Raw genomic sequence first — 25,888 nt, 5'->3', positions numbered from 1 at the left:
CAAGCAAGGTTATAGTGCTATAAACAGCGACCAATTAAAAAGGAAGTTTTGTTAAGGAGTGCTTAACCCATTCGCTTTTGCATTGCTAATAAGATTTTCTTCGTGAAGGGTTTCCCACATGAAAGGTAATAAAAGTGTTCTGATCACTGGCGCCTCCACGGGTATTGGCTACTACTGCGCAAAAGCCTTGCAATCCGATGGCTACCGGGTGATCGCCTCCTGTCGCAAACTGACCGATGTTTCACGACTACAGGCCGATGGATTAACCTGCATCCCGTTGGACTTAAATGATTCCGGAAGTATTGAGCGTGCAGTCGCACAAACACTGGAACTCACCGGCGGCGAGCTTTATGCGTTATTTAATAACGGCGCCTACGGTCAACCCGGTGCCGTGGAAGATTTAAGCCGGGATGTCTTGAGAGAGCAATTTGAAACCAATGTATTTGGCTGGCTGGAGCTGACAAATAAAATTTTGCCTATCATGATCCGCCAAGGCTATGGTCGTATCATTCAAAATAGCTCGATCCTCGGCTTTGCTGCCATGCCCTTGCGTGGAGCTTACAACGCCAGCAAATTTGCGCTGGAAGGGCTGACCGATACATTACGACTTGAACTCAATGGCACAGGTGTTCACGTCAGCCTGATTGAACCGGGTCCAATCCTGAGCGATTTCCGTAAAAATGCGCTCGGCGCTCTGAAAGCCAACATCGATATTGAAAAAAGTCGATTTGCCGAACACTATCAATCGGCGATTCAGCGGCTCGCCAAACCCGGTGCAGCGGCTCCCTTTACTCTCGGACCCGATGCTGTCTACAAACGTCTGAAACATGCCCTGGAAAGTGATTTGCCCAAACCGCGCTACTGCGTTACTTTTCCAACTTATCTGATGAGTATCCTGCGGCGCCTGTTAAGTACGCGGATGATGGACAAGGTGCTACGACGGGCTGGCCGTTAAGCTTTTATTAATCCGGACTTGGTAACATCTAAAATGCGTGCCACAGGAATTACTACCTTGGTACCGAGTCAAAAAAGCCACAAGAAACCAATAGCCTTTCATTCATTTACATGGTGCACCTGAACTGTCGAGGTAGTGATATGAGAATCTGCGCTTATCTTGCGCTGTTAGTAGGCGGCTTGTATTTACAGCCAGCACTGGCAGACTCCATGCGCTGTAGCAATTCCCTGGTGCAAACCGGAGATACCAAATCAGATGTGCTTGACCAGTGCGGTGAACCGGTATTTACCGATAGTTATTGTGAACCTATCACCATCGTAGGCCAGGCAAACACCACCATCATCGTTCCCTGTGAAGAAGTGGATCTCTGGACTTACCACCCCGGCTCCGGTCAGTTCGTCCAACACCTGTATTTTAAACGGGGGAAACTCCAGGCCATCAAGAATGGGCGACGGCTTTAATCGGTATCTTATTGGTGGCTTCTCCGCCCCTTAAAATAGGGGTTGCGGATGATGAAATACTGTATATAATCACAACAACTGTATAAATAAACAGATTCATCTGGAGCGCCCCATGGCCAATCTGACCTCCCGCCAGGAACAAGTCTTACAGCTAATCAAGAGCTACACCGAAGAGACCGGTTATCCGCCCACCCGCGCAGAAATTGCCCGCATTCTCGGCTTTAAGTCTGCCAATGCAGCGGAAGAACATATCAAAGCTCTGGCGAAAAAAGGGGCTATCGAAATTATCGCTGGTGCTTCTCGCGGCATCCGCCTACCGGATTCCCAAAACGGTATTCCCATCGTAGGCCGGGTTGCAGCAGGTAACCCTATCCTTGCCCAGGAACATATCGAAGATTACTGCAATATTCCCTATAGCTTTTTCTCCCCCAGTGCAGATTACCTATTGCGTGTTCACGGTCTGAGCATGAAAGATGCCGGTATTCTCGATGGCGATTTACTCGCTGTGCATCGAACTGATCAAGCACGCAACGGCCAGATCGTTGTAGCGCGGATTGGTGACGAGGTAACCGTCAAGCGTTTCAAACGCATTGGTAACCGCGCACAGGTGGAACTCTGGCCTGAAAACCCTGATTTCAAAGTGATTGAAGTCGACCTGCGAGACCAGGATTTCAGCATCGAAGGTTTGAGCGTAGGGGTGATTCGCCGTGACTAATACAGTGCGTATAGATGAACAACCCGGCGGTGAGCCCCGTTATAACAGCGGCGTGACTGAACTCGTCTTAACCAGCCATTCCCCGGAACAAGCTGCCCTTCTACTACCCATGCTCGCCTATCTCAGCAAGACCTGCCATGACCGCTGGATTACCTGGATTGCGCCCCACAACATTACACGGCAATCACTGGAGAGCTTTGGAATTGATACTCGTCTGATTCGCCTGATTCATTGCCATGATCAACAAAATACCTTGTGGATTACATGGGAAGCCTTGGCCGCAGGAAATAGCCATACCGTTATCGCCAGTCCTGGCAAGCTGAATGACAAAGAATTGAAGCAATTGGAATCTGCGGCCGCCCAAGGCCATTGTCAGGGTTTATTGTTGCGGGTACGTTAATTACTGAGGGATATCAAAAGGAATCGGAGGTACATAGGGGTTTATGGATAGCCCCATTGATATTAATGCAGAATCGGTTTTTCAAACTCGGGAAGCCCCTCAGAAAACTCATCCAGATGATCCTGGTCTGCCAACTCAGTAGCAGCTTCCATTCCGGCTTCAATCATTGCCTTAGCGACTTCAAATTTTCCTTCACCCATAAAAGCCAGTGATTCCGCAGAAAAGCTGAGCCGAACCAAAGGCTCCCCGCCCTCATCATCGACTTTTCTCAGCACGACATCGCCGTTTGGTAATTCGGCGATTTCATATAGCGTTGATGGCATACTAACCTCTATTGTTTTGCAGGGTTGAACTGCAAATGGAACACGGCTTTATTCTAACATTAACCCGCTCTTCATCAATCTTTCTGCGCCGTATTAACCTGCGTAACCCGGTATCCCCGCCCTTCAAGCAGTGACACCAGCCCATCATCACCCAGCATATGACCAATACCCACGACGAGAAAAATTTTTTGTGATTCTTTCAGCTGTGCATCAATAGCATTCAGCATATTCTTATTGCGTTCAACAAAGATAGACTGATAAAGCTTTTGCCCTAGCTCGCGCTTGCGAAATGCGCTGAACACCAAGGTTTGCAAAACATCTTCATCGCCGCGATACCATGCATCGGCCAGCTTGTTCAGGCTTTCTTCCGCCTTCTCATGTTCGTTCAAGGTTGTTTGTAAAAATTCCCGCTGCTCAATTTCACTTAACTGATTGAACAATTGCATTTGTTCATCGAGGGATTCCAGTTCCAGGACAACTTTTTGATTGCGAGCTTCAGATAAAAAATATTTATCCAGACCGAGCGACTGCTGATAATCGCTGAGCGCTAGCTGCCTGTTGGTTAGTTGCATTGCCGCCAACCAGGGCTTGAATTGATTGAGCCGCTGAACATCGACATCCAAGGTGTTGGCCACATTTATCAGTGATGTCCATGTTTGCGAATCCAGGTCAGTTTGCAAGTTTTTTTCACCGGCATAATAGCCATTCTGCTCAAGTGCAGTTCGCACTTTTCGGCCATCCAGCGCATCAATATCCAATTCAACCGCTAAAATATCTGAGTCCCGATAAGCTCGAAGCACAGCATCCGGCAACGGATAAAATTTTTCATCGCCGTAATGTAGCGAACCGAATAGATATAGGCGAACCCGGGACTCTTTGTCTTGCACCTGCCACAACAAAGGTTGCGATGCAGCCTGCACAACCGAGCCGTAAAGGCAGATGAGAGCAACCGATAAACATGATGCAAAATAACCGTGCCTTGCTGAGCGTGTGTGATTGTGCATATCACTCATTCCCAACGTAGCGGCTAATTTCAGTAGGCACTGCCAGCAAGACTATCGCGCCTTCATCTCCAGCCTCCCATTCAGTTTGCTGAAGAGAAACAGGCAACAACACAGCCTGCGAAGATAAATAGTGTTGTGTATGAGTATATTTTGCCTGCGAAGGCATCGACGACTCAGTTGCATAGCACACAAGGCTACCGGATATCACCATCAACAGCCGATAAGTGGAACACGCTGACAGGTAATAATGAGATCCCGCCGCCAAACCTATCCTCAAGACTTCAAAATCATCAAAGGTGACAACCCGCTCGACTACAGCATCTGCTGTCGAGTCAATCTCCTCCAGCGCGGGAAGAGCTGGAATAGCCAGCGATATTTTTTCAAGCGCTTCTTTTGTATCCCAATGCGTTTGGGTTAACACTTTTTGTGTAAAGGACAGAATTTTTCTTTCATACACTGGCGTTTGAAACTCAACCGTACGCACACCATGCTGCAATGCATGAGGTGTAAAACAGGGCACCTTCACAACATCACCCAGCTGCAAATCCTGCATGGCAGTGTAAGCATGCATGACTGCGCGCTTTTCACTTTCCAGGATTAATAAGTTTTGTGGCAGTTCGCTCAACCAGGCATTAAGCGTAGCGGCATCGACCGGATCATCCAATGCGATATCATGAGCAAGACGCTGCTGATCAAGTTGCCGATCAATTTCACGCCTGACCGTTTCATAATCGCGAACTGCTGTCAGATAGGCGTCCTTAAATGCGGCATCATCAGTAAACTCACTACGCTTGTGCTGATTAAATCCCAGGCGAATTCCCCCCACACCATCAGGCCAGGCTTGGGAATCAATGTGCGTAACAACATATACTTCCTGTTTTTGCTCATGCATCTCAAAATACAGATCACCGTAACGCTCGTCAGCTAGTGGATCGAGAATTTTTAACAGGATGATATGTTCAGCAGAGCCTCCGACCAGAAAGTCAGGCATTAAGGACAGCAGCCAGGGCAAAGGTACCTTATGGCCTTGCGCTGTCACACTGGACTGACCGCGCACTTCGATGCCCGTATACCAGATTTCCTGCCCCCAAGGCTTGGGAATATAAACAGGCTCCAGCACCAGCGGTGCTGATAAGTTCAGCCAAGGTAATTCATGTTTATCTGCAAACGCGGCGAGACTTTCAACCTGGTCATCCAGATGACTTAATCGGTCGCGCAATTCAGTGGATGCTGCGGACAGCGCGACATGAAGCTCATGGTTACTCACCGCCACCAAGGCAATCAGCGCGATCTCAGGCTGGGACGGAAGATAATATTGACGCCACACATATTCCAGAGCAAAACACCGACTTACCTCACCTGACGTCTTCAGATGAGCTATCTGGGTGCTGATAAACGACTCAGGATTGGATACAGCGTGGACAATCACCGCTAGCCTCTGGGATGGCATGACAAGAAGGTCGGCAGTCTAGCAGATGCGGTTAAAGCTGACAGCCTGTAAGGCCTGCTCAAATAAAAACGCCGAAGCTACAAAGCTTCGGCGTTTTCAGGTTTCGAGGTGTTAAATCAATTCAAGCGTTCAAGTACCGTAGTGATCCCCTGTCCCAACCCAATGCACATGGTGGAGACACCCAAGGTCGCGTCTTTTTCTGACATCACTGTCAGCAGTGAACCGGTTATACGGGTTCCAGAGCAACCGAAGGGGTGTCCCAGGGCGATCGCCCCGCCGTGCAAATTCACTTTTTCATCCATTTCCTCAAGCAATTTCAGGTCTTTTAACACGGGTAAAGCCTGAGCGGCGAATGCCTCATTCAATTCCACGCACTCAATGTCATCGATGGCCAGGTTAGCTTTTTGCAATGCTTTTTCAGTAGAAGGCACCGGGCCATATCCCATAATGGATGGATCAACACCAGCCAAGCCGAGAGAGATAACACGAGCAATCGGCTTCATCCCTAGCGATTGAGCCCGCTCAGCCGACATGACCAGCATGACGGAAGCACCGTCAGAAATCTGGGATGATGTGCCCGCCGTCACCTGACCATTTTTAGGATCAAATACCGGCGGTAGTTTGGATAGAGCTTCTACTGTAGTTTCCGGGCGAATGGTTTCGTCATCTTCCACCATGATGGGGAAACCATCCGCGTTGTGACCCGCCACCGGGATAATCTCACGCTTAAAGAGACCCTCGGCGCGGGCCTTAGCCGCCAGTTGGTGGGAGCGCGCACCAAATTCATCCATCTGTTGACGGTTGATGCCGTGTAATAAAGCCAGGTATTCGGCCGTCATTCCCATATTGCCGGCCGCCTTGGCGACTGATAATCCCAATAACGGATTAGGGTTAATGGATTCATACATGGGTAAATGCCCCATATGTTCCACACCACCAATCAAGTAAACGTCACCCAGGCCAGCACGGATATTGGCCGTGGCCGTATGTAAGGCGGACATTGAAGAGCCACACAGGCGATTGATCGTCTGCGCCGGTATGGTATGGGGTAGGCCCGTTAACAGCAGGATATTACGCGCGATATTAAAGGCCTGCTCTTCGCGCTGCATAACGCAGCCCCATAGCAGGTCATCAATAGTCGCCGGGTCCAATTGTTCATTTCGGGCCAGCAAACCTTTGATAATGGCGGCAGACATATCATCTGCACGAACATGGCGGAAGCAACCATTCTTGGATCGCCCCATGGCGCTGCGGGCATAATCAACGATAACGGCATCTCTTGGATGTAGACTCACGGTTTCTCTCCTTTAAAGACTCAAGGCGCTGACGAAGCGCACGCTTAGCCGTAAAATTTCTGGTTGCTGGCTGCCATTTTTTGCAGGCTGACGGGCGGCTCATAAAGCGCACCCAGATGACTATAGCGCTGTGCCATCTCGCAGAATGTGCTGACACCGATAGAATCAATCCAGCGGAAGACGCCGCCTCGGAAAGGTGGAAAACCGGTGCCGTAGACCAGCGCCATATCCGCCTCAGCCGCTGTTTCCACAATGCCCTCCTCCAGACAACGAGCCAACTCAGTGGCCATGGGCACCATCATCCGCGCAATAATGTCATCATCCGTTACTTCAACCGATCCGGTGACATAAGGTTTGATGATGTCCATGACAGTTTCATTGAAAACCTTCTCGGGTTTGCCCTTTTTGTCTGTCTGGTAATCGTAAAAACCTTTCTGGTTTTTTTGCCCCAACCGCTCTGCAGCAAACAACGCGTCTGTGCAGGAGGTAAAATCACGTTTCATGCGCTCGGGAAAACCTTCTGCCATGACTTTTTCTGCATGAACCGCCGTGTCGATACCGACCACATCGAGTAAATAAGCCGGCCCCATGGGCCAGCCCCAGGTTTCCATCACTTTATCAATCTTGCGGAAATCAACTCCGTCACGCACCAGCATTGAGAAGCCGGCGAAATAGGGAAACAGCACGCGATTTACCAGGAAGCCCGGGCAATCTTTTACAACAATCGGTTTTTTCCCCATCGCATTGGCATAAGCCACAGTGCGAGCAACGGCAGTATCCGAGGTCCGGTCACCGCGAATAACCTCTACCAACGGCATCAGGTGTACCGGGTTGAAAAAATGCATGCCGCAAAAATTTTCAGGGCGCTGTAAAGCTTCCGCGAGATAGGAAATCGAGATGGTGGAGGTATTGGATGCGATAATGGTGTCAGGGCTCACCCTGGATTCAACTTCGGCCAACACCGTCCGTTTGACTTTGGGATTTTCTACCACCGCTTCAACCACGATATCAACCTGGTCAAAGCCATCGTATGTCAATGCTGGCTCAACACGATTCAGTACATCGCCCATCTCAGCCGGCGTCATTTTTTTGCGTTCCACGCGTTTGCTCAGCTGTTTATTGGCCTCAGATAAACCCAGGTCAATACCTTTCTGGGCCACATCTTTCATCTTGATGGGAACACCCTTCAGCGCCGATTGATAGGCAATACCACCGCCCATAATGCCCGCGCCAAGCACCGCTGCGCGCGCAATTTTCTTATCCGCTTTTTTCTCCCAACTTTTGGCTTTTTTGCTGATCATTTGCTCATTGATAAAGATGCCAACCAAGGATTGAGCCGTCTCGGTCTGGGCAACTTTAGCAAAAGCTTCAGCTTCAATTTGCAATGCCTCATCACGGCCTTTATCTGCTGCTTTCTGCATAGCTTTGATGGCCGTAACCGGTGATGGATAGTTGCGTCCGGCCTGGGCACCCACGAAGGCTTTTGATGTCTCGAAAGCCATCATCGCTTCAATAAAATTCAACTTGAGTGGCGCTTTCTTCTGCTCGCGGCGTGCAGCGTAATCGAACTTACCGCTAATGCATTGTTGCAAGGTAAATATGGCTGCATCACGCAGTTTCTCCGGCTCTACGACCGCATCTACTACACGAGCGGTCAATGCACTTTGCGCATCATTTTCTTTACCGGAAGCAATCCACTCTACCGCCGTCTCCAAACCGGCAACACGCGGCAAACGTACCGTGCCACCCCAGCCGGGCAGGATTCCCAATTTGGTTTCAGGCAACCCTAGTTTCGCCTTGGTGCTCGCGACGCGGTAATCACATGCCAAACACAATTCCATACCGCCGCCCAAGGCAAACCCATTGATGGCCACGACCACCGGAAAAGGCAAATCCTCAATGCGGCAATTATTGCGATTGTTGTTCTTCAGGTGTTCAATGATGCTGTTTGCACCGGCGGCAAAGACTGCACCAAATTCCATGATGTCTGCACCGACAATAAAGACATCTTTGGCACTGGTGATCAACAGCCCTTTGATATCCTGACTTTTTTCCAAAAGGGTCAACGCCTCATCCAGCTCGCTGACAGCCTGCAGATTAAATTTATTAACCGACTCACCCTGCAGATCAAAGATCAATTCCGCAATACCGTCTTGCAACAGGGCAACTGATATGGCTTTTCCTTGGTACATAACAAGTCTCTCTCTAGTGGAATATCAGAGGAACAAGAACCTCTAATGCTGATAGGCAAGCAAGCTGAATCGTGCAAGCCATACATGAAACACAAATAAACAATGAGATTGTAATGAGATTAGCGTGAGAACGTTGCTGAACGATTAAGATTTTATAGCGTGTTATTGCCTGTCAGTGATTCGTACATACTGCATTGGCAACAGTATCCGTTAATGTTGTAACACACTTAAAACAATGACTGCCGCCGTCTCTTTCCGATTGCGGATGCGATAAGGTTGATGGGCCGCCAAATAAAAAGCATCCCCTTCCTGTAATTCATGAACCTGCATACCGGCAGTTAATTCTATCTGTCCGCTCACAACCCAGCCGCTGGCTTCCGCTTTATGACGCAGGGGCTCGCTGCCAGTATCGGCACCAGCCGCGTATAAATGGCGTCGCATGGATATTTTGCGTTGTGTTTTCTCTGTGGCCAGGTATTGAATAACTACGCCGTTGGGGAGCTGTACCTGATCCGCTTCCAGCGTGGCGGCCGGATAAACCACCTGACCGACGTCTACTTGATCACAGGCAAAAAACTGAGCCAGAGTCATCGGGATGCCGCTGAGTACTTTGGCTAATGAATTAACCGACGGACTCACAAGGCCCTGTTCGATCATTGAGATATTACTGTTAGTTATACCGGCCCGTTTGGCCAACTCTCTCTGGGAAAGTCCATTACGTTCTCGGATTAACTTAAGACGCACGCCGATATCCGGTGCGAGGTCAGGTGCAAAATCGACGATAGATGCGGGTTCCACCTCATCTATAACGAGTTCAGCAACCATATCATGACTCATTGACGCATCAATTTTTGTGGCCATACCGCAAACCTGTTGAACGCAAACTTATTATTAACATTTATGCGTATGTTGATGTTTCAGTTGAGAAAACTACCAAGGCAAACGCTCGCCGTTAGCGTGCCAAAAACTACCCGAACTTTCCAAAGTCAGTTCGTCGATCCGGGCAGCCAAACGTTCCGCAGCAACAGCGGGGGTAATATCACCCGCAAAGCCGACCATATCCGTTTGAACAAAGCCCGGGTGTAACAAGGCAACCGCAATTCCACGTGAGCCGAGGTCGCGAGCGAGGCTCACGCCCGCTGCATTCAGCGCAGCTTTACTCATGCGATAACCATAATAGCCACCAGAGGAATTATCTGTGATAGAGCCCATTCGGCTGGTAATCATTGCTACTTTGGAACCGGTCTTTAAATTTTCAGTTAAAGCCTCAGTTACCCTCAGCGGCCCGACTGAATTGACCTGAAATTGATGGTCAATGTCCGCATAAGCCAAATCGCCGAGCTTATCTGATTCGAGCACGCCAGCATTGTTAATCAGAATATCAATGGATTTTCCTGCCAATGCACTACGCAAGTTGACGATGCCATCATCGCGGGAAACATCAACACCCTCGATAGCAATCACGCCAGAGTCAGATAGTTGATACAACGCAGCTGATATTACACGACACGCTGCATAGACTTCATGGCCTTGCCGCGCAAAATATTTGCACAGCTCCAAGCCTATGCCACGACTTGCACCGGTAATGACAATGCGGCTCATAATCTCCCCCCCGAAGAACCCGATCCGTGATCAGGGTTTACTGGCAAGTAAACGTGCGAGTTCGTCACTAGGCAGGTTATTGATAACCAACTCATATGAATTGTCAATCATGCGTTGAATTTCGTTATCCGGGATGGTGCTGTCAAGAAACACTGTATTCCAGTGCTTTTTATTCATATGGTGACCGGGCTGAACGGCGGGGTATTTAGCGCGTAATGCAACCGCCTCTTCCGGGTCACATTTTAGATTCACACGCGCCACACCTGACTCCTGAGTGAGCGTTGCAAACATCTTATGGCAAACCTTATAGACGGCAACATCCGGACCGGAAGGAAAGGTTTCCTTCGCCTGGTGTTTGGATAACAAGTATTTTTGAACTGAAGAAAAATCCATGGTTTAGTCCTTTAGCAATACGACTGAATGGTTTTTACTACGACCGCTAATATACATAATCATTCACTCACAACAATCTCACGTAAGCGCGCTTACCTGAATGCAAGGGACCTATACCACTGACTAATTTTCCTCCCTGTTTTAGTCAAGCGGCCCGCAGGTCGCCTTCATCAAGAAACACACCGCTATACCAGCACTTCACAGCAATACATCAATGCTCGGCTTAAGCGCAACACATCTACTACTTATAATCTGACAGATTGGCTATTGCCTCACTTTAGCAGAGTCCCACCAGTTTTGTGTAGCAACCCGACAATGATCGCGATGATAGTTCGCCAACAACAGCTATACAATCGTTAAAATACGACCGACGCCTCAAACGCACTCCTTGACGTTTGTATTTGAGGTTTTCGCTGATCAAATAGTCAGCGATTAAATCATAAGTTGTTCAGCCAAAACTTATCCGTGCCCCAAGGCACAAACCCATGTACAACGGCCTTTACCTAACAGCGGCGACCATCAATGGCGGTCATTTCGGAACCCCTAGAAGGATGTACGACGATAATCGCGATACTCAGGCGTCCAGAAATTGCCCTCTATTTTTCCATTGATCAATTCTTCTGGCACAGGAACAGCAACACCATCGGCAACGGCTTGTTTAAATACTGCACGGGCAATGACTTTACTGACGTCACGAATATTTTTCAGAGAAGGAAGTAAAGCACCCTGCCCTTGTTGGACCATTGGTGATGCATCAGCCAGCGCCCTGCTCGCCGCCATCATCATTCCATCGGTTATCCGTGATGCTTTGGCTGCAATCACACCCAGACCAACACCTGGAAAGATATAACTATTATTGCATTGGGCAATTTCATAGCGCTGATTGCCAATATCCACAGGCGGGAATGGACTTCCAGTCGCCACGATTGCTTTACCACTTGTCCAGCGCAGGATATCAACCGGTAACCCTTCCACCTGAGAAGTCGGATTGGACAAGGGTAGTACAATAGGACGTTCGCAGTGTACCTGCATTGCTTCAATCACCGCTTTGGTAAACAACCCCGGTTGACCAGATACACCGATCAAAACAGTGGGACGTGTGTTTACCACAACATCCATCAGATTGATTATTCCGTCTGCTTTACTGTGCGTTAAAGACCATTCCGCCACCACATTGTCATTGACCGCCAAGGGTTTTTGGAAATCATAAAGATTGGGTGAACTTTCTTGCAATAAACCGGATTTACTCAACAGGAATATGCGGCTGCGTGCCTGTGCCTCAGTTAAACCCTCGGCACACATTTGCCGCACCACTTGTTCAGCTATTCCACAACCAGCCGAACCCGCACCGGCAAATACCACGCGCTGTTGTGCCAACGATTCGCCCTTGGCAAGACACGCTGCCAACAGCGTTCCCACTGTCACAGAGGCAGTCCCCTGAATGTCATCATTAAAGCAACAAATATCATCACGATAACGGTTGAGCAACGGCGTCGCATGATCCTGGGCAAAATCCTCAAACTGCAACAAGGCATTGGGCCAACGCACCTTAACAGCCTGAATAAACTCGTCAACAAACGCGTAATACTCTTCACCGGTTATCCGGGGATGCCGCCAGCCCATATACATAGGATCGTCAATTAAAGCTCGGTTGTTACAACCGACATCAAGCGTAACCGGTAGCGTATAAGCAGGACTTATTCCGCCACAGGCGGTATAAAGTGCCAATTTACCAATGGGAATCCCCATACCACCAATGCCTTGGTCCCCCAACCCCAAGATACGTTCACCATCGGTTACAACGATCACTTTGACGTTCTGCTTGGTGGCATTTTGTAACATATCATCGATGCGATCCCGGTCGGGGTACGAAATAAACAGACCCCGCTTGCGACGATAGATCTTGGAGAACTGCTGACACGCCAATCCCACGGTCGGGGTGTAAATCAGTGGCATAATTTCCTGTAGGTGATCCGTCACCAACCGAAAATACAAAGTTTCGTTTGTATCCTGGATATTGCGCAGATAAATGTGTTTATCGATATCCGCTTGAAATGAAATAAGTTGCTGATAGGCGCGCGCCTTTTGCTCTTCGATAGTTTCAATGTTGTAAGGCAACAACCCTTCCAGATTAAACTGTTGCCGCTCCTGTTGGGTAAACGCACTGCCTTTATTCAACAAAGGAGCTTCCAGCAAGGCCGGGCCGGCGAAAGGAATATAAATCGGGCGCTTTTTCACGACGGTACCGTTTTTGATGATTGAAAGAGGAAGAGGCTGGGAAGATATTAACATAGACCACAGAAAGCCAAGCGGCCAGTGCTCCCCGTGAACGATAAGGGTGCAATAGTTCAACCAGGCCGGGTTGTATTGTGATACGACCCGATTACAATAGCCGACATAGCACTGTCAAAAGATCAAAAAGCGCACAAATCAAACATTCAAATTTAGTGGAGTGAAATTTTATAAATATCTTCCTGCGTTTTGGTAAGAGCGATTAATGTATAAGAACTGTCGACGACAGCAAGTCAACACCATAACGCAGCTTCCATCAGCACCCGAGAGCCAGAGACTAGAAATCTCGAACAACACCTGAGAAACCTATGACGACGATAGACAAATTCCTGCAACGGCTGCAGGAAAACCCCACGGAAATCCAATTCAACGACACCATGGCCGCTATTGATGCCCATTACAGCTTCACACCTACCGCTTTCCAGAATGGCGATCAGTTAAATGCAGCAGGAGAAAACGCCGGCTCCTGCAAGCTATTCGCTTTTGCGCACATGCATCAATTATCCTCAGAAGCTACGTTGCAGTGTTTTGGGGCGTTTTATCGTGAAGATGTGGTAAAAAATCCTGATGGCGACGACCACCAGAATATTCGTAACTTTATTCGCACAGGCTGGAATGGCGTTCGTTTTGAGAACCAGCCACTCACCCCACGCGGCCCGACCGGAGAGTCAGAATGAAGCAATCCACATTGCTAGCCCTGCTTTTATGCTTCTTCATCAGTGCATGCCAGGAAAAAAACGAGCAGGCGCAAACCGATAAATCCGAGCAGACAGAAGAGTCAATGCAAACCTTGATTCAATGTCCGGACAACCGCCCCGAGGTATGCACCCAGATATATCAACCCGTATGCGGTCTGGTCGATACCGGTATCCGCTGTATCACGACCCCATGCCCCAGTGCTGAATACAAAACTTTTGGCAATGCCTGTACGGCCTGTAGCGATAAAAATGTCACCGGCTATAGTGAAGGTGAGTGTCCGAAAGATGATGACAAGGAAGAAGAAAAGAGTCCGGCCGAATAACGAGTGCCAGATACAGCAATGCGAGGAACGATTATGTGGTTACAAAAAGAATTTCGATTGCGCGCTAAAAGTCGCGGATTTCATTTAATCACCGACGAAGTCATCGCTGCATTGCCGGAGCTTAAACAAATTAATTGCGGGCTCCTGCATTTATTCATTCAACACACATCCGCCTCTTTGAGCATCAACGAAAACGCAGACCCCACTGTGCGTGAAGACCTTGAAAATCATTTCAATCACCTGGTACCCGAGGGGGCACCTTATTATCGCCATGATTACGAGGGGGACGATGACATGCCCGCACATATCAAGAATTGTATCCTTGGCTCCAGCCTGACGCTCCCCATTACCGGGGGTAAGCTCAACCTGGGGATTTGGCAAGGCATTTACTTGTGCGAACACCGTAATAAAAGTGGGTGGAGAAGCCTGGTAGCCACACTTCAGGGTGCCGCGTCGGACGAATCCTGACGGAACCCTGGAGCACGTTATCAGTGGCGGAATTTGCGACGGGACACCACAAGTCCCAACAAACCAATAGCAAATAAGGCAAACAATGGTGAACCGTCCTGAAGGCTGTCACCCATGGATGCAGCAGCGGGAAAAGTGAGCAAGGCAAATAATAGAGAAGCCAATAAAGCTGTGCTGAATACTTTCATGATCAATTCCTTTGATTCAACGAATGAGGCGAAAGGGGGTTATAAAGCGATATTAACTATCGACCACCTGAAGAAAGCAAATAATAAGCCAAGGATTTTTTCAAAAAATAATCTACAAAAATCAAAGCCTTAATATCACCCGCCAAATCAATCATCGCTCCACACGTAAACTTTATCGACAAGAATGGATGAACTACCGCGAACCCCACCAGACATAAGCCACAAAGAGAATCCAGGAAATAATTAATAGCACCCAAGGCAACCGGGACACATTCATTGATGTATGTGCCACGACTTCAGTATCTGCTGCCGATTCCGGCTGCTGATGGCTTACAGCCAGACGCTGGACTTTTTTCATACGCTTGTCCAGCTCTCGGGCTTTCTCATTTTGTTGACGCAAAAACTGCTCCATGCCCCGCTGTATACCCGAAGCAATCAATCGGGTCTGTTCCCGGGTTTGCCCGTCGATATGTTGGCTATTAGCGATCTTTAACGCTTCTGCACGAATATCGCGCGCATCCTTTTTACTTTTGTCTTTATTTTTGTTCGGACTGGTCATGATTATTGAGATTCGTCGCGGGAGGCTTTGATAACCTGGTTACCCCGGGCATCACGCAGAACCAACAAGCCGTTTAGTAAACTGGCTTGCACCGCATTGGGCAAATGTTGAAATAAGCGTTGCTCTTGTTCCATCAATGCGGGCAGACACATCATCTTGGTTGCACCAAGACTTTGCGGAATCACAAGCTTTTTATCTGAATAGGTGTATGAACCAAAAAAGCGATTACAACTGGCGTTGCCGTTAATGGCCCCATCTTCCGTGAACTGGACGCGCGCCGGGCTTCGGTCAAGCACGGGTCGGTCACCAATATATTCGATGTACCAAGTGCCTGATAATTCTTGCTTCGTTGCCGCTCGATAAGCGGGAGAAAGCTCATTCGCTACAGGTTGTTTGTCTGCTTCAGGGGTTGCGTGAGGCTGTCCAGTTTGTTGGCAGGCAATTAATAGCAGAAAGGCCGATATAAGCAGTGTAAAAAACATCATTGATTTCATAATCAATTCCTGCGCGGTATTCCCGCGATTGTTATTGTTGAAATATTATTTTTTTATGAATGCTGAATCCATCGTGGCAATACAGTGGATTCTTTCATCAGAGGTTGCAGGAAATTAAAAATTCCACGGCATGTGTAAAAAATCGTAATTCCAGTGCCATAGAATGCACCAAAGAAGCCTGTAAAAAAAGCGCCGCAATGCGCGACGCTTTCAGCTATTTGTCAACGGCGAAATCCCGGTGGTAATCCGCCACCTGGAGGCATACCGCCCGGCATCATTCCCCCCAAGCCACGCATCATCTTGGACATGCCGCCACCTTTCATTTTTTGCATCATTTTAGCCATCTGCTTGTACTGCTTCAGCAGGCGGTTCAAGTCCTGGATTTGTGTGCCGGAACCTTGGGTGATACGACGTTTACGGGAACCATTCAGATCTTCCGGGTTACGGCGCTCTTCCGGTGTCATGGAATTAATGATGGCTTCCATCACTTTGAACTGCTTGCCCATATTGGACTGCTGAGCCATCTGCGCCATATTACCCATGCCCGGCAGCTTATCGAGCATGGAGGTCAAACCACCCATGTTCTGCATTTGTTGCAGCTGATCACGTAAATCTTCGAGATCGAACTTTTGGCCCTTGGTAACTTTTTTTACCAGCTTGTCGGCTTTTTCTTTGTCGATGCTCCGCTCTGCCTGCTCGATCAACGACAGTACATCTCCCATACCGAGAATGCGCGAGGCAATACGTTCCGGATGGAAAGGCTCAAGCGCATCAACCTTTTCCCCCATCCCGAGGAATTTGATCGGCTTACCGGTGACATGGCGGACAGATAAGGCCGCGCCACCGCGGGCATCACCATCAGCCTTGGTTAAAATCACACCGGTTAAGGGCAATGCGTCATTGAAAGCCTTGGCTGTATTTACCGCATCCTGACCGATCATGGCGTCGATAACGAATAGGGTCTCCGCCGGTTTGATGGCCCTATGCAAATCCTGGATCTCACCCATCAGCTCATTGTCGATATGCAGCCGTCCAGCAGTATCCACAATCACGACATCAACAAATTGCCGCTTGGCATGTTCGATAGCGCCACGCGCGATATCTACCGGACGCTGCTCTGCTGTGGAGGGGAAAAACTCAACGCCAACCTCCTGCGCGAGGGTCTGCAATTGCTGAATAGCAGCCGGGCGATAGATATCCGCACTGACAACAAGGACTTTTTTCTTTTCACGTTCCTTAAGGTAGCGCGCCAATTTGGCCACTGAGGTCGTTTTACCGGCCCCCTGCAAACCGGCCATCAGGATCACAGCGGGCGGCTGCACCGCCAGCTTGAGCCCTTCATTGGCCGATCCCATTACGCTGATCAATTCATTCTCTACAATCTTGATGAATTGCTGGCCGGGGTTGAGCGCTTTACCGATTTGTTGCCCAAGCGCACGGCTGCGGACCTGGTCAATAAAGGCTTTAACCACCGGTAGGGCAACATCCGCCTCCAGCAGCGCTTTGCGGACTTCGCGCAGCGTATCCTTGATGTTGTCTTCACTTAAGCGGGCCTTGCCGGTCATGCTTCGCAAGGTGTGGGAAAGACGATCTGTTAAATTCTCAAACATAAGCTTTCTCAGACAATCGTTGAGTAATGATGCTATTCATGAAAATGCCGAACCGTTTCTTCGTATCGGTTAACGGAATCAGGCGGCGATTATACCCTCAAATGACCGGCGAATTGCCAGCATCCTCGGGAGTTAACCCCTTGATACATCAAGGATCTATCCAGCGCTTCTATTTGCGCTCATCCTGTGACAAACTTTGGCGCTACTCTATCACTCGAACGCGCCTCATTCGCATTTAGAGGCTCTTTCCCCGGACGTTTTCATGGACCAGGCAGAAACAATGACACTTTATGCGAATCTTGCAGCGATCCTTTTTTATGTCATAGCCGGTCTTTATTCAATCCACTGTTTTGCCCGTCAACAAGCCATTCACCGCACCGGTTTATTTGCCTTGATCGGCGCTGCGCTCGTTTTTCATGGCGGCGGCATCTATGGGCTCAGTGCCGCCCATACCGGGGTACAGTTGGGTTTTTTTTCGGTGTCATCGCTCATCTTTTGGGTCATCAACCTGATTGTGCTGCTCAGCAGCCTCAAGAAGGCTCTGCATAATCTGTTTATTCTGTTGAGTCCCCTGTCCGTTCTGGCGGTGGGAGCTTCCATTGCCGGAAACGATGCAGATGTCCAGATCTCCTATCAACTGGCCAGCCACGTCATCCTGTCCATCCTGGCGTACAGCCTGCTGACTATTGCTACCCTGCAAGCGCTTTTGCTGGCTTATCAAAATCACCAATTAAAAAACAAACACACCATTGGTAATGTGCGTTTATTACCGCCCCTACAAACCATGGAGTCATTGCTCTTTGAATTGTTGTGGGCCGGCGAAATCCTCTTGACCTTGTCCATTCTCTCCGGCATGTGGTTTCTGGAGGATATCTTTGCCCAACACCTGGCACATAAAACTGTTTTCTCTATTGCCGCCTGGGTCATCTACGCTCTGCTACTTTGGGGTCGTCACCGTCTCGGCTGGCGTGGCTATACGGCGATTCGCTGGACGCTCGGTGGTTTCGCCCTATTAATGCTCGCTTATTTTGGCAGCAAACTGGTGCTTGAACTGATCCTCCAGCGCATCTGATGAAGGTTAATCCGGGTTATTGAAGCCGCCCTCCGTTATTGATTAACCCCAAAAACTTCGTCAAGATACCCAGCCATTTCGCAATACAGGCTCCATCGCTTTGGACGACGTTTCGCTAGAATTTCTGTTTGCCTTGCTGTTCGGCATGCTAATCCTGTCAGCCTTTTTCTCCGGTTCCGAGACCGGCATGATGTCAATCAATCGTTATCGGTTGAAACACCTCACTAAAAAAGGTGACCGCGCTGCGCTGCGGGTGGCTAAATTATTACATCGCCCGGATCGTTTGATTGGATTGATCCTGATTGGCAATAACCTCGTCAATAATATTGCAGTGACTATTTCAGCCGTCATTGCTATCCGGCTTTATGGTGATGCCGGCCCCTACATTGCCAGTATCATTCTTACTTTTGTGATGCTGGTATTTTCCGAAGTCACGCCAAAGACCATTGCTGCGCTCTATCCCGAACGAATTTCCTTTGTCTCCAGTTGGTTCCTTCGTCCCCTGTCCTACTTACTTCATCCTGCTGTACTGGCGGTTAATTTATTATCCAATGCAGTGGTGCGATTGTTTGGCATTGATGCTAAAACCCACAAACACATTGAACATCTTGACCCAGAGGAGCTTCGCACTGTCGTTGACGAAGCAGGCGATCTATTACCCGACCAACATCAGGGCATGTTGTTGAATGTGCTTGATCTGGAAAAATCTACCGTGGAAGACATTATGATTCCACGCAACGAGGTTGAAGGTCTTGATCTGGAGCTGGATGTTCCCGAGCTTTTACAACGCATCCGCACCAGCGAATATACTCGCCTGCCCGTTTATGAAGGCGACATCAACAAAGTCGTTGGTATATTGCACCTGCGCAATGCGGCGCGTTTTATTCAGGGCGATGACAGCACCGTGACACACGAGGCGATTCGTCGTTTTGCGAGTGAGCCTTACTTCGTTCCCGAGTCCACCAAACTGAATACGCAGTTACTGAACTTCCAACAGCAGAAATGCCGCATGGCATTGGTGGTCGATGAATACGGCGAAGTACAGGGCATTGTTACGCTGGAAGATCTATTAGAAGAGATTGTCGGGGAATTTACGACCAACAGTGCTGAAGAAGAATCCAGAGATATCGTGCCACAGGAAGATAACTGGTTTTTGATTGATGGCGGCACGTTTGTACGTGACATCAACAAAACACTGGACTGGGAACTTCCTCTTGATGGGCCCAAAACGCTTAATGGACTGGCTATGGAATACCTGGAAAATATTCCTGATGCGGAGATCGGTTTTGAAATCGGGAGTTACCGTTTTGAAACAGCACAGCTGACCGACAAGATGATTGCATGGCTCAAGGTTAAACGGTTATCGTGATCACTGATCACTGATCATCATGACGGTGACTGATTTTGCGCAATATAAAACCCGCAAGCACAGCCAGCCCGACCACAATCATCAAGCAAGCCACCAGTATCCAGAAATAACGCAGCAAATCTGCTACAGGCAGTCCCCAGCCATAAACCGCCAGGGCTAAAAAAGCGGCGCATGCGATCATGTTGATTGCCAAGCCGCGACTCTTGAAATATTTTCGCAAAGACATACCACTTATCCGACTAGCGCAGTTTAAAGATTCTTGCCTGACGCTATCGATCCTTAATCGTCACTTTTCTGCTGTTGTGTTATCGCCAAGGCATTTTCGAGGGAGCCATGATTAGTTACGCGGGTATAACCCATTTGCAGCAATATATCGCGCGCAACATCGGCCCGGCGACCGCTACGACAATACAATTGAATGTCCGCGTTTTTATCAGGAACCTGTTCACTGATGAGCGCAGCAATCTGGTCATGGGGCATCAGTAATGTTCCATCCACATGGCCTGCAGCGTGTTCCTCGGGGGTGCGAACATCAATCCAGACTTCATCAGCAACTGCACTCATAGAAAAACCTGTAATGAGAAAAGATAAAAGAATACTAACTGCACACAGACATTTACTGATGTGCCGAGTCATGATAAGCACCTCCGCAGGATTGTTCGTTTGCCAATAACGTTGTTACAACTCCGTGCTGACAATCCACTAACAAACCCCGGATAGCCGAAAGCACTACTCGCGGCGCCACTGCGTGCCCCCATCGCGGGAATCCTCAAGCACTACACCTTGCTCCAGCAAACTCTTGCGAATCTCGTCAGCGCGCGCGTAATTTTTGTTGCGTTTAGCTTCGATACGCTCGGCAACCAATTGTTCAACAGCCTCCGCCGAAATCGCATCATGGCCAGCTGATTGAAGGAACTGTGCGGGATTATCTTGCAAAATGCCCAAGACATTCCCCATAGCCTTTAACTGTGCAGCGAGCTGTCGTGCCTGTGCGGGGTTGGATTTTGCATTATTCAGGTCGCGCACCAGATCGTACATACCGGCCAGTGCCAATCGGGTATTAAAGTCATCATTCATGGAAGCAACGAAAGCCTGATAGTAAGAACTCTGTTCTATATCCACCAGGGGTGCCGCCGCAACATCAGCATAATCGCGCAAAGCACTGTAAAAACGCTCAAGTCCAGAACGGGCCTCAATCAGGTTATCTTCCGCATAATTAATCGGGCTACGGTAGTGGCTGCTGATCAGTAAAAAACGCACAACCTCAGGATGGTACTTTTCCAGCACATCGCGAATGGTGAAAAAATTGCCCAGAGACTTGGACATCTTCTCACCATCAACACGCACCGCACCAGCGTGCATCCAATAGTTTACGTACTTACAACCATTGGCAGCTTCGCTTTGGGCAATTTCATTCTCGTGGTGAGGAAAAGGAAGGTCGGGACCACCGCCATGGATATCAAACGTAACACCGCAGCAGTCTTTGCTCATGGCGGAACATTCAATATGCCAACCGGGACGCCCCTGCCCCCAGGGTGACGCCCATGCAGCCTCCCCAGGCTTTACCGCTTTCCACAATGCAAAATCCCGCGGATCTTCTTTCACCTCATCCACTTCAATACGCGCGCCGGCTAACAGCTCATCAGGATTCTTATTGCTTAATTTACCATATTCAGCAAAATGTTTAACCCGATAGTAAACATCACCGTTTGGTGCAGCATAAGCAAATTGCTTTTCAACCAAGGTGTTGACCATAGCGATAATTTCATCGATATAGGCGGTCGCACGCGGCTCGATGTCCGGAGGAAGAATACCCAAACGGGCTTCATCTTCGTGCATATAATCGATAAAGCGTGAGGTAAGGTCAGTGTAAGCCTCACCGTTTTCCTGAGCACGTCTGATGATTTTATCGTCGATATCGGTAATGTTACGCACGTAGGTTACATCCCAGCCCTGAGACCGCAAAAACCGTGTCACAACATCAAAGGTCACCAATACGCGGGCATGGCCAACGTGACAGAAATCGTAGACGGTAACACCACAGACATACATGGAAATCTTGCCGGGTTTGATCGGCTTAAACGCTTCTTTTTGGCGAGTCAATGTGTTGTAAAGGTGTAGCGTCATGGTCTATTCCGCAGCATATAAAATCAAAAATTATTCCTGATCATCCATCTTCGCCCAGCTGTCCCGCAGGCCGATTGTGCGATTAAATACCGGCTTGTCCGGTGAGTGGTATTTACTGTCCAGACAAAAATACCCCTCGCGCTCGAATTGAAAATGATCCTCTAGCGTTGCTTTCGCCAAACTGATCTCTGCCTTGCAGTTATGCAGTATTTCGAGACTGTTGGGGTTAATAGAATCGAGAAAATTTTTCCCGCCCGCATCCGGCGCCTCGTCAGTAAACAGACGATCATATAACCGCACCTCACAATTCAGATTACGAGTTGCAGATACCCAATGAATAACCCCCTTGGGTTTAATGCCATCAGCAGGATCTTTACCCAAAGAGTCCTCAATGATATGCGCAACAATTTCGGTGATATTGCCCTGTTCGTCCCGAATCGCCAGATCCGCCTCAATCACATACGCATTGCGTAAACGCACCCGTTTACCCAACACCAGGCGTTTGTATTTTTTATTAGCTTCTTCACGGAAGTCATCCTGCTCGATATACAAGGTGCGCGTAAAGGGCAATAAGCGTTCACCCAGGTCGTCACGATTGGGATGGCATGAGGCAACCATTTCTTCCGTCTTTTCTTCCGGGTAATTTGTCAGCGTAACTTTCAAGGGGCGCAGCACGCACATGGCTCGCGGAGCATTTTTATCCAAATCATCACGCACCGAGAATTCCAACATGCTGACATCCACCATGCTGTCGGAGCGCGTAACACCAATGCGTTCGCAAAAATTGCGCAAAGCTGCCGGCGTATAACCGCGACGCCGCATACCCGAGATAGTCGGCATGCGCGGGTCATCCCAGGCATCAACGTGTTTCTCATCAACCAACTGTTTCAGCTTACGCTTACTGGTCACCGTGTAATTGATGTTTAACCGCGCGAATTCATACTGGCGAGGTTTCGCCGGCACCGGTAAGTTTTCAATGAACCAATCGTACAAGGGGCGATGGTCTTCAAACTCCAGTGTACAAATTGAATGTGTAATACCTTCAATCGCATCACTTTGCCCGTGTGCAAAATCGTACGAGGGATAAATACACCATTTATCACCCGTTTGGTGATGATGTGCTTTTTTGATACGGTAGATAATCGGATCGCGCAAATTCATATTCGGCGCAGCCATATCTATCTTTGCCCGCAATGAGCAACTACCTTCAGCGAACTTACCCAGACGCATTTGTTCAAATAACTCAAGATTCTCAACCACACTACGATCGCGGTAGGGGCTATTTTTTCCCGGCTCGGTCAGGGTACCGCGATACGCACGTGCTTCGTCAGGCGACAAGTGACACACGTAAGCCAAGCCGTGTTCAATTAAATGAATCGCCCATGCATGTAGCTGATCGAAATAATCCGAGGTATAACGAACCTCGCCATCCCATTGAAAACCCAACCAGGCAACGTCACGCTTGATAGAGTTAACAAACTCTTCGCTCTCTTTTTCCGGATTGGTGTCATCAAAGCGTAAATTACATACACCACCAAACTCATCGGCCACACCGAAGTTCAAGCAAATGGATTTCGCATGCCCAATATGCAAATAACCATTGGGTTCCGGAGGAAAACGCGTGACGATTGTTTGGTGCATACCATCTTCCAAATCTTTGCGGATGATTTGTTGAATAAAATGCGCAGGCTTGGCAGCTGTTTTTGCATCAGCGTTGTTGGATGTCGTATTGGAAGCTGGATGTTCAGTCATACGGGATAACGTCCGGTTAGTCACTGTGTCAGTCGATGATAAGCCGCCAGTCATGGTCGGCAAAAGAAAGCATTGTAACGACTCGCCCTGGCTTTTCCTACCGCAGCCGACGTGGTCACGGATTAACCAACTCCTCCGCCGATTGGCCTGGATTTACAGTGGAGCGATAATCTGAGCGGCGATTTAATTGATAACGTCGCACCGCCCGATTGTGCTCCGCCAAGGTTGCAGAAAAGTGTGTGGTACCGTCTCCTTTAGCGACAAAATAAAGCGCGTTGCCATCCGCCGGGTTCAAGGTCGCCTGAAGTGCTGCACGACCGGGCAAGGAAATAGGCGTGGGAGGCAAGCCTTTGATCACGTATGTGTTATAGGGCGTAGCCTGCTGTAGATTTTTTCGCGTTATCTTGCCTTTATACGCCTCACCCATTCCATAGATCACAGTGGGATCTGTTTGCAGACGCATCCCTTTCTGTAAGCGGCGGACGAAGACACCCGCGATCTGATCACGCTCCCACTCCGCACCTGTTTCCCGCTCTACGATCGATGCCATGATCAATGCTTCGTATGGACTTTTGTAGGGCAGATTATCGGCCCGAGCCTCCCACAGTTCTTGCAGCAATTGTTGCATTTGCAAATATGCCCTACGCATAATTTCTACGTCCGTGGCATCGCGAGGATATAGGTATGTATCAGGAAAAAACCAGCCTTCGGGATGGTCGATCGGTAACTCCAGCAGCGCCAACTGCTCCGCTTCCGTCTTGTCCTGTAGCAAAGGTTTGACGGTGTCCTTTGAATGAAGCAACGCTAAGGCTTGCCGAAATGTCCATCCCTCTACAAGCGTTACCTGGTATAAAACCACTTCACCTTTACGCAGCTTCTCCAGCAATTGTTGTGGCGTAACGCCGTGAGGCAGAAAGTATTCTCCCGCATGAACCTTGGTCGCATTGGAAAAACGTGCATATAAGGTCAGCAAACGTGGATGCTGCAAAAAACCCTGTTGAGCCAGATCATGAGCCAGATGCCCCAATACTCGCCCCGATTGAAGCTGGTAAGTATATCCGGCTTGAGGCAGTGCTAAAGGTGTCGTCAACCAGTGCTGGACATAAAGCCAGGTTGATACGCCAACCAGTACCGTTAATACCATCAATACTCGTAACAATCGCATTATTTTTTTTAGCATCTTGCGCATTCACATTAATCCACTTCAGATGATATATCGCGCAACAATATCGCCAACTGATCTCGTAAGCTGTGCGTTATTTCATGGCGAGAAAAACGCGTAGGCGTTTCGCCATCCAATGCGGCTACCGACACAATGCCCCTGATACTGTTGCAGATGAACATTTCATCTGCACGCTGCAATTCGACTGGCATAATTTTTTTTACTGTCACCGCTAAATTCAGGGCCGGAGCGAGGCGCTCAATAATGACCCGCCGCATGATACCCGCAACACCGGCAAACGAGAGATCAGGCGTGAAGAGTTGGCCGTCCTGCACCATAAAGACATTACTGGCAGTGGCCTCAATAACACCCCCCTCATCATCAAGCATCAGGCCCTCAGCATAGTCGTTTTTCCATTCTGCACGCGCCATAATTTGCTCAAGGCGGTTGAGATGTTTAAGTCCGGCCAATACGCGATTATTGGAAAGTCTCTGCTTACAAACCCGCAGTTTTATATGTTGTAAATCGTCCGGTAAAGCATCGAAAAATATAACGCAAATGGTTGGTGACACCGATTCAGGAAATGCATAACCCCGGCCACCGCAACCGCGTGTCACAATCACTTTAACTACCCCATCTGAAACACCGAGATGCTGAGCCTGCTGAAGGATATCGGTGATGTATGTCTCCAGGCGCGCTGTATCGAGCGGGATCATTAGCAATTTACACGCGTCAAGCAGACGTTGACGATGAAATTCCCACAAGGGCACAACGCCCATCCGATAGAGACAGGTCTCGAAAAGGCCGTCGCCATAAGCAAAGCCTCGATCCAGCGGAGACACTGAAGCGTTTATAACACCATTGACGGAAATCAGGGGAAATTGACTAGGCATCGGCGGAGTCTATACAAAATCTGACACCGATACAAAAACGCCGAGCTGTATATGGCTCGGCGTTTTTGATGTCTCAATAGCTAGTAAAGGT

General features: G+C 48.9%; 28 protein-coding genes. 9 read left to right on the top strand and 19 right to left on the bottom strand.

Annotated elements, in window-relative coordinates:
- Positions 1 to 118: 118 nt before the first annotated feature.
- The 4 genes from CBR65_RS02250 (at position 119) to CBR65_RS02235 (ending at position 2,531) form a co-directional block, all read left to right on the top strand.
- Complete coding sequence (locus CBR65_RS02250; protein ID WP_087465352.1) at positions 119 to 955, top strand: SDR family oxidoreductase; 837 nt, start codon at positions 119 to 121, stop codon at positions 953 to 955.
- 140 nt (positions 956 to 1,095) lie between these two features.
- Positions 1,096 to 1,416: a DUF2845 domain-containing protein gene (locus CBR65_RS02245; RefSeq protein ID WP_157671951.1), complete on the top strand. Its 321-nt coding sequence runs from the start codon at positions 1,096 to 1,098 to the stop codon at positions 1,414 to 1,416.
- A gap of 112 nt (positions 1,417 to 1,528) precedes the next feature.
- Positions 1,529 to 2,131 carry a transcriptional repressor LexA gene (gene lexA, locus CBR65_RS02240; RefSeq protein WP_087465350.1) on the top strand — a complete coding sequence of 201 codons (603 nt, stop codon included), beginning with the start codon at positions 1,529 to 1,531 and terminating at the stop codon, positions 2,129 to 2,131.
- A complete protein-coding gene (locus CBR65_RS02235; protein WP_087465349.1) occupies positions 2,124 to 2,531 on the top strand; it encodes a cell division inhibitor SulA in 408 nt (135 codons plus the stop codon). Before lexA ends, CBR65_RS02235 begins: the two co-directional genes overlap by 8 nt.
- A gap of 62 nt (positions 2,532 to 2,593) precedes the next feature.
- Here the strand turns inward: CBR65_RS02235 and CBR65_RS02230 are convergent, their stop codons facing one another.
- The 9 genes from CBR65_RS02230 to CBR65_RS02190 form a co-directional block, all read right to left on the bottom strand.
- Positions 2,594 to 2,854, bottom strand: coding sequence for a hypothetical protein (locus tag CBR65_RS02230; RefSeq protein WP_087465348.1), 261 nt, complete (start codon positions 2,852 to 2,854; stop codon positions 2,594 to 2,596).
- 74 nt (positions 2,855 to 2,928) lie between these two features.
- A complete protein-coding gene (locus CBR65_RS02225) occupies positions 2,929 to 3,774 on the bottom strand; it encodes a TraB/GumN family protein (protein WP_157671950.1) in 846 nt (281 codons plus the stop codon).
- An 85-nt stretch (positions 3,775 to 3,859) separates the two neighbouring features.
- Entirely contained in the window at positions 3,860 to 5,287 is a 1,428-nt protein-coding gene (locus CBR65_RS02220) for a hypothetical protein (protein WP_157671949.1), read from the bottom strand.
- A gap of 137 nt (positions 5,288 to 5,424) precedes the next feature.
- Positions 5,425 to 6,603, bottom strand: a complete 1,179-nt coding sequence (gene fadA, locus CBR65_RS02215) for an acetyl-CoA C-acyltransferase FadA (protein ID WP_087465345.1) — start codon at positions 6,601 to 6,603, stop codon at positions 5,425 to 5,427.
- A gap of 44 nt (positions 6,604 to 6,647) precedes the next feature.
- Positions 6,648 to 8,795 carry a fatty acid oxidation complex subunit alpha FadB gene (gene fadB / locus CBR65_RS02210; RefSeq protein WP_087465344.1) on the bottom strand — a complete coding sequence of 716 codons (2,148 nt, stop codon included), beginning with the start codon at positions 8,793 to 8,795 and terminating at the stop codon, positions 6,648 to 6,650.
- A gap of 210 nt (positions 8,796 to 9,005) precedes the next feature.
- Positions 9,006 to 9,656: a helix-turn-helix domain-containing protein gene (locus CBR65_RS02205; protein ID WP_198300858.1), complete on the bottom strand. Its 651-nt coding sequence runs from the start codon at positions 9,654 to 9,656 to the stop codon at positions 9,006 to 9,008.
- 69 nt (positions 9,657 to 9,725) lie between these two features.
- Positions 9,726 to 10,397, bottom strand: coding sequence for an SDR family oxidoreductase (locus CBR65_RS02200; RefSeq protein ID WP_198300857.1), 672 nt, complete (start codon positions 10,395 to 10,397; stop codon positions 9,726 to 9,728).
- A 30-nt stretch (positions 10,398 to 10,427) separates the two neighbouring features.
- Entirely contained in the window at positions 10,428 to 10,790 is a 363-nt protein-coding gene (locus tag CBR65_RS02195) for an MmcQ/YjbR family DNA-binding protein (RefSeq protein WP_087465342.1), read from the bottom strand.
- Positions 10,791 to 11,333: 543 nt separating this feature from the next.
- Positions 11,334 to 13,082 carry an NAD-dependent malic enzyme gene (locus CBR65_RS02190; RefSeq protein ID WP_087465341.1) on the bottom strand — a complete coding sequence of 583 codons (1,749 nt, stop codon included), beginning with the start codon at positions 13,080 to 13,082 and terminating at the stop codon, positions 11,334 to 11,336.
- Positions 13,083 to 13,390: 308 nt separating this feature from the next.
- Here CBR65_RS02190 and CBR65_RS02185 point away from each other — a divergent pair, with 308 nt between their 5' ends.
- Genes CBR65_RS02185 through CBR65_RS02175 form a run of 3 tightly spaced genes read left to right on the top strand, consistent with a single transcriptional unit; the run spans position 13,391 to position 14,571 of the window.
- Positions 13,391 to 13,759 (top strand): HopJ type III effector protein, encoded by a 369-nt coding sequence (locus CBR65_RS02185; RefSeq protein WP_087465340.1) that lies wholly within the window; start codon positions 13,391 to 13,393, stop codon positions 13,757 to 13,759.
- Complete coding sequence (locus CBR65_RS02180; protein ID WP_087465339.1) at positions 13,756 to 14,103, top strand: hypothetical protein; 348 nt, start codon at positions 13,756 to 13,758, stop codon at positions 14,101 to 14,103. Before CBR65_RS02185 ends, CBR65_RS02180 begins: the two co-directional genes overlap by 4 nt.
- Positions 14,104 to 14,136: 33 nt before the next feature.
- On the top strand, positions 14,137 to 14,571 hold the full coding sequence (locus tag CBR65_RS02175; RefSeq protein WP_087465338.1) for a secondary thiamine-phosphate synthase enzyme YjbQ: 435 nt from the start codon (positions 14,137 to 14,139) through the stop codon (positions 14,569 to 14,571).
- A 20-nt stretch (positions 14,572 to 14,591) separates the two neighbouring features.
- On the opposite strand, the gene CBR65_RS21970 is transcribed toward CBR65_RS02175, so the two are convergent.
- From CBR65_RS21970 to ffh, 4 genes are all read right to left on the bottom strand, one after another.
- Positions 14,592 to 14,759: a hypothetical protein gene (locus CBR65_RS21970; RefSeq protein ID WP_157671948.1), complete on the bottom strand. Its 168-nt coding sequence runs from the start codon at positions 14,757 to 14,759 to the stop codon at positions 14,592 to 14,594.
- Between the two features lie 193 nt (positions 14,760 to 14,952).
- Positions 14,953 to 15,318 carry a DUF2956 domain-containing protein gene (locus CBR65_RS02170; RefSeq protein ID WP_087465337.1) on the bottom strand — a complete coding sequence of 122 codons (366 nt, stop codon included), beginning with the start codon at positions 15,316 to 15,318 and terminating at the stop codon, positions 14,953 to 14,955.
- Positions 15,319 to 15,320: 2 nt separating this feature from the next.
- Positions 15,321 to 15,812 (bottom strand): META domain-containing protein, encoded by a 492-nt coding sequence (locus CBR65_RS02165; protein ID WP_087465336.1) that lies wholly within the window; start codon positions 15,810 to 15,812, stop codon positions 15,321 to 15,323.
- A 221-nt stretch (positions 15,813 to 16,033) separates the two neighbouring features.
- The gene (gene ffh, locus CBR65_RS02160; RefSeq protein ID WP_087465335.1) at positions 16,034 to 17,422 is read right to left on the bottom strand and encodes a signal recognition particle protein; all 1,389 of its coding nucleotides are present in this window, start codon (positions 17,420 to 17,422) and stop codon (positions 16,034 to 16,036) included.
- 262 nt (positions 17,423 to 17,684) lie between these two features.
- Here ffh and CBR65_RS02155 point away from each other — a divergent pair, with 262 nt between their 5' ends.
- Entirely contained in the window at positions 17,685 to 18,494 is an 810-nt protein-coding gene (locus tag CBR65_RS02155; RefSeq protein ID WP_087465334.1) for an inner membrane protein YpjD, read from the top strand.
- A 100-nt stretch (positions 18,495 to 18,594) separates the two neighbouring features.
- The gene (locus CBR65_RS02150; protein ID WP_232461318.1) at positions 18,595 to 19,863 is read left to right on the top strand and encodes an HlyC/CorC family transporter; all 1,269 of its coding nucleotides are present in this window, start codon (positions 18,595 to 18,597) and stop codon (positions 19,861 to 19,863) included.
- Between the two features lie 7 nt (positions 19,864 to 19,870).
- On the opposite strand, the gene CBR65_RS02145 is transcribed toward CBR65_RS02150, so the two are convergent.
- The 6 genes from CBR65_RS02145 to pabC form a co-directional block, all read right to left on the bottom strand.
- Complete coding sequence (locus tag CBR65_RS02145; protein WP_087465333.1) at positions 19,871 to 20,089, bottom strand: hypothetical protein; 219 nt, start codon at positions 20,087 to 20,089, stop codon at positions 19,871 to 19,873.
- Between the two features lie 53 nt (positions 20,090 to 20,142).
- Positions 20,143 to 20,427 carry a rhodanese-like domain-containing protein gene (locus CBR65_RS02140; protein ID WP_087465332.1) on the bottom strand — a complete coding sequence of 95 codons (285 nt, stop codon included), beginning with the start codon at positions 20,425 to 20,427 and terminating at the stop codon, positions 20,143 to 20,145.
- A 165-nt stretch (positions 20,428 to 20,592) separates the two neighbouring features.
- Positions 20,593 to 21,990: a cysteine--tRNA ligase gene (gene cysS / locus CBR65_RS02135; protein WP_087465331.1), complete on the bottom strand. Its 1,398-nt coding sequence runs from the start codon at positions 21,988 to 21,990 to the stop codon at positions 20,593 to 20,595.
- A 30-nt stretch (positions 21,991 to 22,020) separates the two neighbouring features.
- Positions 22,021 to 23,742: a glutamine--tRNA ligase/YqeY domain fusion protein gene (locus tag CBR65_RS02130; RefSeq protein WP_087465330.1), complete on the bottom strand. Its 1,722-nt coding sequence runs from the start codon at positions 23,740 to 23,742 to the stop codon at positions 22,021 to 22,023.
- 115 nt (positions 23,743 to 23,857) lie between these two features.
- Positions 23,858 to 24,931 (bottom strand): endolytic transglycosylase MltG, encoded by a 1,074-nt coding sequence (gene mltG / locus CBR65_RS02125; RefSeq protein WP_087465329.1) that lies wholly within the window; start codon positions 24,929 to 24,931, stop codon positions 23,858 to 23,860.
- A 5-nt stretch (positions 24,932 to 24,936) separates the two neighbouring features.
- The gene (gene pabC / locus CBR65_RS02120; protein ID WP_087465328.1) at positions 24,937 to 25,797 is read right to left on the bottom strand and encodes an aminodeoxychorismate lyase; all 861 of its coding nucleotides are present in this window, start codon (positions 25,795 to 25,797) and stop codon (positions 24,937 to 24,939) included.
- Between the last annotated feature and the right edge of the window lie 91 nt (positions 25,798 to 25,888).

It is taken from the genome of Cellvibrio sp. PSBB006 (genome assembly GCF_002162135.1).
GTDB lineage: Bacteria > Pseudomonadota > Gammaproteobacteria > Pseudomonadales > Cellvibrionaceae > Cellvibrio.
Note: the sequence above shows the minus strand (reverse complement) of the source record. Positions and strands in the feature narration are given on the sequence as shown.